General features: G+C 47.2%; 14 protein-coding genes. All 14 read left to right on the plus strand.

Translation table 11 applies throughout. The features are described from left to right. The first annotated feature begins 1 nt into the window (after position 1). The 14 genes from murG (at position 2) to ACQW03_RS20790 (ending at position 12,690) form a co-directional block, all read left to right on the plus strand. Positions 2-1,111 carry an undecaprenyldiphospho-muramoylpentapeptide beta-N-acetylglucosaminyltransferase gene (gene murG / locus ACQW03_RS20725; RefSeq protein ID WP_441951520.1) on the plus strand — a complete coding sequence of 370 codons (1,110 nt, stop codon included), beginning with the start codon at positions 2-4 and terminating at the stop codon, positions 1,109-1,111. Positions 1,112-1,257: 146 nt separating this feature from the next. Next, complete coding sequence (murB, locus tag ACQW03_RS20730) at positions 1,258-2,163, plus strand: UDP-N-acetylmuramate dehydrogenase (RefSeq protein ID WP_025721591.1); 906 nt, start codon at positions 1,258-1,260, stop codon at positions 2,161-2,163. Then, positions 2,153-3,463: a UDP-N-acetylglucosamine 1-carboxyvinyltransferase gene (gene murA, locus ACQW03_RS20735; RefSeq protein ID WP_177235814.1), complete on the plus strand. Its 1,311-nt coding sequence runs from the start codon at positions 2,153-2,155 to the stop codon at positions 3,461-3,463. Before murB ends, murA begins: the two co-directional genes overlap by 11 nt. Before the next feature lie 56 nt (positions 3,464-3,519). Then, positions 3,520-4,284: a cell division protein FtsQ/DivIB gene (locus ACQW03_RS20740; RefSeq protein WP_071641754.1), complete on the plus strand. Its 765-nt coding sequence runs from the start codon at positions 3,520-3,522 to the stop codon at positions 4,282-4,284. Between the two features lie 199 nt (positions 4,285-4,483). Further along, entirely contained in the window at positions 4,484-5,755 is a 1,272-nt protein-coding gene (gene ftsA, locus ACQW03_RS20745; protein WP_013311085.1) for a cell division protein FtsA, read from the plus strand. 67 nt (positions 5,756-5,822) lie between these two features. Further along, positions 5,823-6,947, plus strand: coding sequence for a cell division protein FtsZ (gene ftsZ / locus ACQW03_RS20750; protein ID WP_013311084.1), 1,125 nt, complete (start codon positions 5,823-5,825; stop codon positions 6,945-6,947). 188 nt (positions 6,948-7,135) lie between these two features. Then, complete coding sequence (gene spoIIGA / locus ACQW03_RS20755) at positions 7,136-8,122, plus strand: sigma-E processing peptidase SpoIIGA (protein ID WP_071641752.1); 987 nt, start codon at positions 7,136-7,138, stop codon at positions 8,120-8,122. Between the two features lie 106 nt (positions 8,123-8,228). Further along, positions 8,229-8,969, plus strand: coding sequence for an RNA polymerase sporulation sigma factor SigE (sigE, locus tag ACQW03_RS20760; RefSeq protein WP_199767818.1), 741 nt, complete (start codon positions 8,229-8,231; stop codon positions 8,967-8,969). Positions 8,970-9,065: 96 nt separating this feature from the next. Then, a complete protein-coding gene (sigG, locus tag ACQW03_RS20765) occupies positions 9,066-9,848 on the plus strand; it encodes an RNA polymerase sporulation sigma factor SigG (RefSeq protein WP_007431182.1) in 783 nt (260 codons plus the stop codon). 118 nt (positions 9,849-9,966) lie between these two features. Then, positions 9,967-10,305 carry a YlmC/YmxH family sporulation protein gene (locus ACQW03_RS20770; RefSeq protein ID WP_071641750.1) on the plus strand — a complete coding sequence of 113 codons (339 nt, stop codon included), beginning with the start codon at positions 9,967-9,969 and terminating at the stop codon, positions 10,303-10,305. An 82-nt stretch (positions 10,306-10,387) separates the two neighbouring features. Further along, positions 10,388-11,272, plus strand: coding sequence for a peptidoglycan editing factor PgeF (gene pgeF / locus ACQW03_RS20775; RefSeq protein WP_071641748.1), 885 nt, complete (start codon positions 10,388-10,390; stop codon positions 11,270-11,272). 8 nt (positions 11,273-11,280) lie between these two features. Next, positions 11,281-11,982: a YggS family pyridoxal phosphate-dependent enzyme gene (locus ACQW03_RS20780; RefSeq protein ID WP_025718637.1), complete on the plus strand. Its 702-nt coding sequence runs from the start codon at positions 11,281-11,283 to the stop codon at positions 11,980-11,982. Then, positions 11,973-12,425 carry a cell division protein SepF gene (locus ACQW03_RS20785; protein ID WP_023989437.1) on the plus strand — a complete coding sequence of 151 codons (453 nt, stop codon included), beginning with the start codon at positions 11,973-11,975 and terminating at the stop codon, positions 12,423-12,425. Before ACQW03_RS20780 ends, ACQW03_RS20785 begins: the two co-directional genes overlap by 10 nt. A 7-nt stretch (positions 12,426-12,432) precedes the next feature. Continuing rightward, entirely contained in the window at positions 12,433-12,690 is a 258-nt protein-coding gene (locus ACQW03_RS20790; RefSeq protein ID WP_023989436.1) for a YggT family protein, read from the plus strand. The last annotated feature ends 2 nt before the right edge of the window (positions 12,691-12,692 follow it).

The raw sequence follows: 12,692 nt of genomic DNA on the forward strand, positions 1-12,692 counted from the left end.
TATGCGCGTCGTGTTGAGCGGCGGCGGCACCGGAGGGCATATTTATCCGGCGCTGGCCGTAGCCAGACAGTGCGAAGAGATTGATCCGGACGCTGAATTTTTATACATTGGCGGTCAACGAGGACTCGAAAGCAAGTTGGTTCCTCAGGAAAAAATTCCATTTGAGGCTATTGATATCACAGGATTTCGTCGCAGCTTGTCTGTGGAAAATATAAAAACGATCATGCGCTTTTTCAAAGGGGTTCGCAGATCCAAAGCATTATTAAAGAAATTTAAGCCAGATGTCGTTATTGGCACGGGGGGATATGTATGCGGCCCCGTCGTTTATGCAGCTTCCAAGTTGGGAATTCCCAGCATTATTCATGAGCAAAATGCAATTCCAGGGCTGACTAATACATTTCTGAGTCGCTATGTGGATACAGTGGCTGTTAGCTTTGAAGGCTCAGAAGGAACTTTCCCCAAAGCTAAAAATGTACTGTACACCGGGAATCCGCGTGCTACAACAGTTCGTTTGGCTAACCGGGATCGGGGATTTGCTACTATTGGGGTTCCGATGAACAGTTCGGTCGTTCTTGTGGTCGGTGGCAGCAGGGGAGCGAAGGCCATTAATGACGCCATGATTGCAATGGCTCCGCAACTTTCGCAACTGAAAGACGTCCATTTTGTATATGTAACTGGTGAATCTTATTATGAGCAAACGCTGGATAGCATACGGAATCAGATCGGCTCATTACCCAATCATCTACACGTGCTTCCCTATATTCACAATATGCCAGAGGTGCTGGCTTGTACCTCATTAATTGTTAATCGCGCAGGTGCGTCCTTCTTGGCAGAGATCACATCGTTGGGCATTCCGTCCATTCTGATCCCATCACCTAATGTGACGAATAACCATCAGGAGGCTAATGCTCGTACACTTGAAAAAGCAGGCGCATCCGTCATGATTGTAGAAAAGGAACTGAGTGGCCCGGTCCTGTTTCAATCTATAGCGGGAATTATGAAGGATGAGGCATGGCGGAGTCGCATGGCAGAGTCGGCGTCTGCGCTTGGCAAGCCTGACTCAGCAGATATTTTAGTAAAAGAAATGGAACGTCTTGCCCATAAAAGGTAGTCTGCAGCGCAGAATTGGGCGGTTGTCACACACCGGATGGTATTTACATAGGATACCCTATAGATTGTGACCATCACTCAGGCTGCCGGTTGTCAGGTGAGAGCCTTATAACCATGCGGGGCAAGCAACAAGGAGGTTTCAGTACAATGCAGCAATGGATGCCATTATTAGCGGAACATGATATCGGAAAAGTGCTGGAGCATGAGCCGCTGTCCAAATATACGACATGGAGGATTGGAGGCCCTGCAGATGCACTCGTCATCCCGGATACCAAAGAGCAGCTGGCAAGAGTATTGAAGCTGGCTAGCGAGCACGGAATTCCCTGGATGCAGTTGGGTCGGGGCTCCAACATGCTCGTCTCTGACAAAGGGATACGGGGACTTGTGATCAAGCTGGGGCCAGGATTTGATTATGTTCATTTTGAAGATGAACAGATCGTTGCTGGAGGAGGCGTTTCACTGGTCAAACTGTGCGTTATGGCCAGCAAGCAGGGCCTGTCCGGCCTTGAATTTGCTGGTGGTATCCCAGGATCAGTCGGTGGGGCTGTCTACATGAACGCCGGTGCCCATGGGTCTGATGTGTCACAAATATTCCAGTCCGCTGAGATTGTGCTGGATACAGGGGAATTGGCTGTGTACGATGCCGAGAATATGCATTTCAGCTATCGACACTCCGTGTTGCATGAGCAACGTGGAATGGTGACAGAGGCAGTGTTTCGGATGAAGCGGGGCGACCGCGAGGAAATTTCAGCAGCGCTTGCGGCTTTTAAAGACCGCCGCCGGCTGACCCAGCCGCTACAGTTAGCCTGTGCAGGAAGCGTATTCCGTAATCCTCCAGGAGACTATGCTGCTCGTCTTATTGAGAGCGCAGGTCTCAAGGGCTTGAAGGCGGGAGGCGCAGAGGTATCTGTACAGCATGCCAATTTCATTGTAAATACCGGTCAAGCGACAGCAGAGGACGTGCTTACCCTAATGAAGCATATTCAAAGTACAATATCATCTCAAACCGGCATCAAGCTAGTTCCGGAGGTTTTCGTAGTGGGTGAGCGGTAAACTCGGAGGTGATACATTGGACAAATTGGTGATTGAGGGAGGCCGTCCCCTGTCAGGCACCATACGTATCCATGGGGCAAAAAATGCGGCACTACCTATTCTTGCAGCGAGCTTACTAGCACAAGGTAAGGTAGAAATTCGGAATGTGCCCCATCTTTTAGACATTAAGGTCATGCTGCACATCCTTGAAAGACTCGGTTGTACATGCCGACATGAAGAGGAAACGGTATACGTGGATACGTCGTCCGTCCGAACGTTCCAAATTCCGGAAGATTTGATGAAGCAAATGCGCTCATCTATCTTTCTGATGGGACCGCTGCTCGCCAGATATGGAGAAGTTTCCATTTACCAGCCCGGAGGCTGCGCCATAGGCGAGCGCAAAATTGATCTTCACCTAGAGGGCTTAAAAGCTCTTGGCGCAGAGATAGAGGAAAAAGACGAGCAAATTACATTTCGAGCCCACAAGCTAATCGGCTCGGACATCCACATGGATTTCCCGAGTGTAGGTGCAACGGAAAATATTATGATGGCCGCTGCGTTGGCTGAAGGACGAACAACGATCACTAATGCAGCGAGGGAACCAGAGATTCAGGATCTACAAAACTTCTTGAATGCCATGGGAGCCCGCATTATCGGTGCTGGAACCGACACAATTACAATTACGGGGGTCAGTCGCCTCAATCCGTGTACGTATGAGGTCATTCCTGACCGCATAGTAGCTGGAACGGTTATGATCGCAGCTGCAGCTACACGAGGAAGTGTGTCGCTGACCCACTGCAATCCATCCCACTTGTCTGCTCTGATTCACGTCCTCAGGCGGGCTGGTGTTCAAATCGGCATCTTGAATGATATAATGACCGTAAGTTGTATGAGTCGTCCCAAAGCAGTGGAGAGGATCGTTACCTCCCCTTACCCGTCTTTTCCGACGGATTTGCAATCTCAGGTCATGGTTCTGCTTTCCTTGGCGGACGGATTCAGTGTCATGAAAGAGACCGTCTTCGAAAGTCGATTCAAACATGTGGATGAACTAAATGTAATGGGTGCTGATATTACGGTTGATGCAAATGCTGCTTTTATAAGAGGAGTTTCTCGTCTGTACGGGGCTACGGTAGAGGCTACCGATCTGCGGGCAGGGGCTGCGCTGGTCATAGCGGGCCTAGCGGCTCAAGGGCGTACCATTGTCGAGCAGGTTCATCATATTGACAGAGGGTATGACCGGATCGAACGTCTTTTCCAGGGACTGGGTGCTCGAATGAGCCGTCAGTCTCCGGTGCCGGAGCAGCTGGATTTCGTAAATTAATGCCTGTAATGTCCCTCCGTTAGCGGGGGGACAAAAGGCTTTTGTGGAGAGAAGCTATGCCAAATGCTCAAATACCTGTTCTTAAAAAGAACAGAACGAAAAAAAGAACAAGCCGGAAGATTGCTATTCTTCTCATTTTGTTGTTTATCGTACTGCTCGCTGTTCTCTTTTTCCGTTCTTCGTTGAGTCGGGTTTCTGAAATTCGTTTTGATGGTAATGTATTTTCGACCCGAGATCAGCTTCTTAATCGAAGCGGTCTGGCTGTTGGAGACCAGTATTTCGGAGTCAGTTCATCCGACATCTCTGAGAAGCTGCGGGAAATTCAATCGATACAGCAAGTCACAGTGGACAAGCAGTTTCCGGGGATTATTGCTATTCACATTAAAGAGTTTGCTACGGTCGCTTACGAGTTGCAGAGTGACGGGAGTCTTCGTGCTATTCTAGCGAACGGGACAAGCGTGGGCGTGGGGAGTAGCGGAATAGCCGTTGAGAAGCCTATTTTGACCAAATGGAAATCTGATGATCCGTACAAAGCGAAGCTGTGTGATGCTTTATCGCGCATTCCGGGGGAATGGACAGCCGATATTTCGGAAATCATTCCCGCGCCGATTCCTTCTTTTCCGGACCGCATCAAAATGTACACACGTTCCCAGTTTGAGGTTATTACAACCGTTTCTCTACTGAATTCTAAAATCAGCTATTTGAACCAGGTGCTAGAAACAGAAGATCCAGGTTTGATCACCATGTTGGAGGCGGATTCCTACGTTCCGTTCAAACCGGATACGAGTGAAGAGGGCCAAGAAAAAGATACTACTCAGTGATGTGAAAAAATGCTAGAATTGATTTTATGGGTAATAGACTTGCCTCCTTCTTTTTTCTTCAAATTTTTATGTGACTGCAACCATAAATTGGCTTCTAAAAAATTTGTAGAAAAAAGAGGGAAAGCATGGAGTTTGTTGAATATGTACAGAGTGTGTTTAAAGAACGAAATTCATTTTGGAGTCAGGAGGTGCCACAGACTTGAGCAACAATGACATCATTGTTAGTTTGGACATCGGTACATCCAAAGTTCGGGCTATTATTGGGGAAATGAATAATGGAACCTTTAATATTATTGGAGTTGGATCTGCCGACTCGGAAGGGATTCGCAAAGGTGCAATTGTAGACATTGATCAAACCGTGCAATCAATCCGTAACGCCGTGGATCACGCAGAACGCATGGTTGGTATTCAAATAACAGAAGTGTATGTGGGGATTTCAGGCAATCATATTGGCCTGCAAAATAGTCATGGCGTAGTAGCCGTGTCCAACGAGGACCGTGAAATCGGTGAGGAGGACATTGAGCGTGTACTGAAGGCAGCTGAGGTTATTGCTGTACCACCGGAGAGAGAAATTATTGACGTGGTAGCCAAGCAGTATGTCGTGGATGGCCTTGAAGGCATTCAGGACCCTCGCGGTATGATTGGAGTTCGTCTCGAAGTAGAGGCTACGATTGTTACTGGAGGTAAGACCCCGATACATAATCTGTTGCGCTGCGTTGAGAAAGCTGGCTTGAGGATTAAAGATCTGGTCTTGCTACCTCTTGGAGCCGGACAATTGTCTCTTTCGAAGGATGAAAAGGTGATGGGTTCAGTGCTGGTGGATATTGGTGCAGGATCTACGAATGTTGCCATTTTCCAGGAAGGAACGATTGTTGCCACATCAACACTTCCGATTGGTGGAGAATTTGTAACCAATGATATTGCCTACGGACTGAGAACCCTTACCGATCAAGCCGAAAAAGTAAAGCTTAAATACGGCTGCGCATGGTATGATGATGCGGCAGCCGATGTCGTCTTTAAAGTGACGCGTATCGGTAGTAATGTGGACAAGGAGTTCAACCAGCAGGATTTGGCTGCTATTATTGAGCCGAGAGTGCAGGAAATTTTTCAACTCATTCAGGCGGAAGTTAAGCGCTTGGGTTACACAGAGCTTCCGGGAGGTTATATACTTACCGGAGGCACCGTCTCCATGCCTGGTGTACTTCAGGTGGCACAAAGCGAACTGGCCGCTTCCGTAAGGATCGCCGTACCTGATTTTATCGGTGTAAGGGATCCGGGTTACACGAGCGGAGTTGGAATCTTGCATAATGCTATTCGTTACTATCGCGGAAGATCGACTAGCGTTAGCAACAGTGGCGGAAGTACCAAGAAGCCGACTAACCGAACTAAAAGCAGTAGTCCCGCTGCGGAAGGCGAGCAAAAGCAGGGGTTGATTGAACGCTTAAAAAATATGTTCAGTGAATTTATATAACGTTCATTGCTAATTATGCCAATCATGGACGGGCCATCCATGCACATTGAGGGGGAGATGGAATAGTATGTTGGAATTTGATTTTGAAATGGAGAGCTTGGCTCAAATTAAAGTGATCGGCGTCGGAGGCGGCGGCAGCAATGCGGTTAACCGAATGATCGAAAATGGTGTTCAGGGTGTGGAGTTCATCACAGTCAATACAGATGCCCAGGCACTTCATTTAGCGAAGTCTGAGCATAAGCTTCAAATTGGGGATAAGCTGACCCGCGGTCTGGGTGCCGGCGCTAACCCCGATGTGGGTAAAAAAGCGGCTGAAGAATCGCGTGAGCTCATTATGAATACGCTCAAAGGTGCGGATATGGTATTCGTAACGGCGGGAATGGGTGGCGGTACTGGAACCGGAGCGGCTCCTGTCATTGCTGAAATTGCCAAGGAATGCGGCGCGCTGACTGTAGGCGTGGTAACCCGACCATTCACGTTTGAAGGGCGTAAGCGTTCCAATCAAGCTGAACTTGGTATTGAAGGATTAAAAGAAAAAGTAGACACTTTGATAGTAATCCCTAATGACCGTTTGCTTGAAATTGTGGACAAGAAAACCCCAATGTTGGAAGCATTCCGTGAAGCAGACAATGTTCTGCGTCAGGCGGTACAAGGTATTTCAGATTTGATCGCTGTACCGGGTCTAATCAACCTCGACTTTGCTGATGTTAAGACGATCATGACGGAGCGTGGCTCCGCTTTGATGGGGATTGGCGAAGCAACTGGTGAAAATCGTGCGGCTGAAGCAGCACGCAAGGCTATCATGAGCCCGTTGTTGGAGACCTCCATTGAAGGTGCTCGTGGTGTGATTATGAACATCACTGGTGGCAACAACCTGTCTCTGTATGAGGTTAATGAGGCAGCTGAAATTGTAACATCGGCTTCCGATCCGGAAGTAAACATGATTTTCGGTGCTATCATTGACGAAGAGTTGAAAGAAGAGATCAAGGTTACCGTCATTGCCACTGGCTTTGAAGGCAAGCCAAGTCAACCGGCACCGGGACGTAAACCGGCAGCCAACCCGGCTACTTCCGAATCGGCGGAAAAAGGCTCTCCTAACTTGCGTCCATTTGGTAACACTCAAAGCAGTGACCAATTAGACATTCCTACATTCTTACGTAACCGCTCGCGCAATAATAATAACGATAACTAGTTTCAATTCAGACTGCCCGCGTTCTCCCTGGAGATGCGGGCTTCTTTCTGTTTTCCGTATCCTGCAGTTCAGGCGCTTCTCCTCTTTCCGACAAAATTAGTCGGTCACCGTCCCCACCGTTAGACAGACTTTGAACAGCATGACTACTATACTTAAGCCTATCCTGCAAACGCTGGGCGGGTGAAGCCTTGGTTGTTTATATCGACTTGATTTTTTTGGCCAATTTGTTCATTGATGCTGTGCTGCTGATGGTCACCGCCTGGATGAGAAAAATCCGTCCAGTGTGGTGGAGGTTGATGGCTTCAGCTGGAATCGGCGCAATGTACGTGGTCATGATGTTTGTGCCGGAACTGTCCTTTTTATTTACGTTCCTGATCAAACTGGCATTATCGGTCATAATGCTGCTGGTGGCTTTTGGATTTGGCAGCATGCAAAAGTATCTTCGTACAATGGGTGCTTTTTACATGATCAATTTTGTAGCTGCAGGTGGCATTTTGGGGATGCATTATTTTCTCCAAAGTACGGGGGAATTGTTTAATGGTATCTGGTACACGGCTTCGGGAGGAATGTCTTTTGAACTGAAAATCGCATTCTGGTTTATTTTATGCGCATTTGGCGGAGTGATGCTTTTCTTTCGTATTGTGCAGTCCTCAAAGCAGCGCACAGAAAGGATGAGTGGGTTTCTGGGACAAGTGCAGGTGTGGATTGGGCAGGATCATATTGAGTGTACAGGCTTGTTGGATACAGGTAACCAGCTCTATGATCCTTTGACCCGAACTCCCGTGATGGTCATGGAGGCGGCCTTGTGGGAATCGTATTTGCCCGCCTCCTGGCTCCGAAAATGTTCTGAGGGGAATGCTGACCAACTGGTGATGGAACTGGGGGACGAATCGTTTAGCTGGCAGGATCGTGTTCGTCTCGTCCCTTATCGTGGAATTAACCGCAATCATTCCTTTATGCTGGCCATTAAACCAGACCGGGTAGAGGTGGTGATGAATGGGGTTCATTTTGTACATCATCGAGTGTTGATTGGCTTGGATGGGGGAACATTGTCAGCAGAGGGTAAGTATCGCGCCATCATCCACCCGGATGTGACGGCACAAGAAGAGGGCAGTGCTAATACCAACCAGAAACGAGATGCACATTTTAGTGAGCATTTTACGGAATCAGGATGACGGAGCATAAACACAAAATGATGTTTGAAGACGACGAGAAATATCCAATGGTGAAGTGGGCGGAGCACAGCTGGAATTGCACTATTTTCAAAAGGGGGAGAATGATATGCGGGAACAGATGAACTTGAAGATGAAAATTAGGCTAGCGTTGCAATTGCAATATTATCGTATTTTATTTTTATTTGGGCTGAAAAGTGAAGAAATTTATTATATTGGCGGCAGCGAGGCGCTCCCCCCACCGCTGACGAGAGACGAAGAAGAATATTTGCTGGGGAAACTTTCTTCTGGAGATGCAGCAGTACGGTCGATGCTAATCGAAAGAAATTTGCGGTTAGTCGTATATATTGCCCGTAAATTTGAGAATACGGGCATCAACATTGAGGATCTCGTATCCATCGGTGCTATTGGACTAATCAAAGCGGTTAACACTTTTGATCCGGAGAAGAAAATCAAACTTGCCACATACGCTTCTCGATGCATTGAGAATGAGATTTTGATGTATTTGCGTCGCAATAGTAAAACGAGAACGGAAGTTTCTTTTGATGAGCCTCTGAATATTGATTGGGACGGTAATGAATTATTGCTTTCCGATGTGATGGGGACGGAAAATGATACCATTTACCGTAATATTGAGGAGCAGGTGGACCGTAAATTATTGCATAAGGCACTGGATAAGTTGACGGATCGAGAGCGTTTGATTATGGAGCTGCGCTTCGGCTTACAAGACGGAGAAGAGAAGACACAGAAGGATGTTGCTGACCTGTTGGGTATCTCGCAATCGTATATTTCGCGTCTGGAAAAGCGAATTATAAAGCGCTTACGAAAAGAATTTAATAAAATGGTATAATGCATGGGTATATCCGGAAGCGATGGAAACAGCGAATAAAAAAATGCCCTCAGGAGATAATGTACATTAATGTTGCTCCTTGGGAGGTAAGACACGATGACCCGAAATAAAGTGGAAATTTGCGGTGTGGATACTGCCAAACTGCCGGTATTAACCAATGCAGAAATGCGCGAGTTGTTCACATCACTTCAGCAAAATAATGAACGATCAGCCAGAGAAAAATTGGTCAATGGCAATCTCCGACTCGTCCTGAGTGTGATTCAACGATTTAACAATCGGGGAGAGTTTGTGGACGATTTGTTCCAGGTAGGATGTATCGGCCTAATGAAGGCGATTGATAATTTTGACCTTTCGCAAAACGTAAAGTTCTCCACTTATGCGGTGCCGATGATTATCGGAGAGATCCGCCGTTATTTGCGGGATAACAATCCGATCCGTGTATCTCGTTCGTTACGGGATATTGCATATAAGGCGCTTCAGGTGCGGGACAGTCTGACGAATCTGAACTCGCGAGAACCAACGATTTTTGAAATTTCAGAGGCACTGAATGTGCCTAAAGAAGACGTTGTGTTCGCGTTGGATGCGATTCAGGATCCGGTTTCGCTGTTCGAGCCGATATATCACGACGGGGGCGACCCAATCTATGTGATGGATCAGATCAGTGATGACAGAAATAAAGACGTCTCATGGATTGAGGAAATCGCTCTGCGGGAAGCGATGCATCGCCTGGGCCAGCGTGAAAAGATGATATTGTCTATGCGTTTTTATGAAGGAAAGACGCAAATGGAGGTTGCCGACGAAATCGGTATCTCTCAAGCCCAGGTTTCAAGATTAGAGAAGTCGGCTATACAGCAAATGCAAAAACATGTAAAGTCCTAATGAAATGAATGCTTGAATGATTCAGCGATAAAAACGATCCTACCCGGATCGTTTTTGCGTTTACAGGACATTTTTTGGGCTCTTCCGCTCATATAGTGAAATAAAGGATGTGATGCGTGTGAGTGCACCGGAAACGTCAGTAAGAGCAATGAAAATCTCCGAGTTTCAAACGAAGGATGTCATTAACATTGTAGATGGACGACGTCTGGGACAAATCAGTGATTTGGAGATTGACGTGCGGCAGGGGAAAATTGAAGCCATTGTGGTTCCAGGCAGCAGTCGTTTTATGGGCTGGTTTGGAGGCGGAAGCGAGTTGGTCATTCCGTGGCGCAACATTGTGAAAATAGGTTCGGATGTTGTGCTTGTACGACTGGAAGGATTGCATGAGCCGCCGGTTGAAGAAGAGGAAAAGTTGTATATCGAACGTCAAGAGCGGAGTGACCGACGGGGCTTCTGAACTTGCAGATCTACGTATTTTAGTGTGTTGTGAAGACACGGCGGCGGCTTTTTGGTACACTGGGCAGTAGAGGTGAGAATGAATGGAACCATTTGTAGTGAACACCGAGGCTACGGGGGCTACGCTAATGCAAGATGGCGGACGTCCCGTACCGGAGTTGTTATATATTCAATCTTGGGAGCGGCAGGTTCAGGGATTAACAGCGGGTTTTACAGGTCGTCATGGCGGTGTCAGTGAGGTGCCCTACGCTAGTCTGAACTGTGCATTTCATGTAGGGGATGACCCCGAGCAAGTTATTCGTAACCGTCGGCTCATTGCTGAGCAGCTTGGCTTTGCTGCTGAAGCGTGGACGTGCGGTGAACAGGTTCATAGTCATCATGTTGCTGTGGTCAAGGCTGCTGATCGCGGGCGGGGCTTTATGGATCGTGCATCCGCTTTTCAGGACACAGATGGACTTTTGACGAATGTACCTGGCATTTTGCTGACGTCCTTTTATGCAGACTGTGTACCATTATATTTTTGTGATCCAGTCCGCCGTGTGATTGGGTTGGCTCATGCAGGCTGGAAGGGAACCGTTGCGGAAATCGCATTGAAAATGGTACAGACCATGCAAAACGAATATGGATCTCAGCCGTCTGATATACTAGCAGCTATTGGTCCTTCCATTGGTTCTGAATCCTATGAGGTGGATGAGCATGTGATGAGCCAAATTCGGGTTTTGGAGCATGATTGCCCGGGTAATGATAAATGGGAAGGTTCTGTTTACTTCCCCTTAACCGACGGAAAAACACTACTTGACTTGAAACAATGCAATCGACACATTATGATGAAAGCAGGAATATTGCCGAGCCATATCGAATGTACTACCTTATGCACGAGTAGCCGTAGCGATTTGTTTTTTTCATATCGCAAAGAAGGCGGCGTCACAGGAAGAATGGCGAGTTGGATTGGTCTGGAAGAGAGGTGAGTCCTCCCGTGTCTTTGGAGGAACGAATTAAAGAAGTGAATGCCCGTGTAGAAGCGGCATGTGCCCGAAGCGGACGTTCGCGTGATGAAGTTAATGTGATCGCTGTCACGAAATATGTTTCGGCGGCGACAATGACATCGGTATTGGATAGCGACTTAGAGCATGTGGGCGAAAATCGCTGGCAGGATGCTGCGGATAAATGGAGCAAGTTGGGTGACCGGGGAACGTGGCATTTTATTGGTCATCTCCAAACGAATAAGGTTAAAGATGTGATTGGAAAATTTAAATTTATACATTCGCTTGACCGCTTATCGCTCGCTCAGGAATTGGACAAGAAGGCAGCCGCTCTGGGACTGCGAGTTAAAGCTTTTGTGCAAGTCAATATTTCTGGGGAAATATCCAAATATGGCTTGTCCTCTGAGGCGGTTGTCCCCTTTTTGGAACAGATTCGCGAGTTGGAGCATGTGGACGTGATTGGCTTGATGACAATGGCTCCTCATGAAGAAGACCCGGAAAAAACTCGGCCTGTGTTTCGGGGATTACGTGAATTACGGGATAGGTTAAATGGACAAGCCTTGACCAGAGAACCCATCGTTCACTTGTCAATGGGGATGTCCAATGATTTTGAAGTGGCGGTTGAAGAGGGAGCGACTTGGCTGCGGCTTGGTTCCGTACTGGTCGGACGAGAGGAGGATTTCCATTGGGCGTAATGAATAAGTTCATGAACTTTCTGGGGCTTCAGGAAGAAGAGGAAGTTATAGAGCGAGAGGTTATGAATACGCCGGAAGATCAAGAAATTGAAACCCCAAGCTTTGATAAACGTAAGAACCAGAAGAGCACTAATGTTGTCAGCATCCATTCACAGAAAAATGTGAAAGTTGTCCTGTATGAGCCGCGTTCTTATGATGAAGCACAGGAAATTGCCGACCATATCCGTTCCCATCGCACCGTCGTAGTTAATTTGCAACGAATTCGCAAGGATCAGGCGCTGCGCATTATTGATTTTTTGAGTGGTACTGTGTATGCACTGGGTGGTGGTATTTCCAAGGTCGGGAACAATATTTTTCTGTGTACACCAGATACGGTTGAGATTCAAGGCTCTATTACAGAAATACTGGCTGACACTGAACAAGAACTTAACAGAATGAGGTGAACTTTTCTTGATCGAGGTAATTTACTGGCTATTTCAGATTTATTCGTACATGATCATTGCATATGTTCTGCTGTCATGGCTTCCTAATGCCAGAGAGAGTGTAATTGGTGATTTACTTGCCAAGTTTGTGGAGCCGTATTTGTCTCCTTTTCGCAGGTTTATACCGCCAATCTTCGGGATGATTGATATTTCACCCATCGTTGCGCTGATTGCTCTGCGTTTTGCGTCATACGGTTTGATTTCTTTAATTGGTAATTTCGTCTAGGA

It is taken from the genome of Paenibacillus sp. DRB1-1, assembly GCF_052119485.1.
In the GTDB taxonomy this organism is placed as follows: domain Bacteria; phylum Bacillota; class Bacilli; order Paenibacillales; family Paenibacillaceae; genus Paenibacillus; species Paenibacillus polymyxa_B.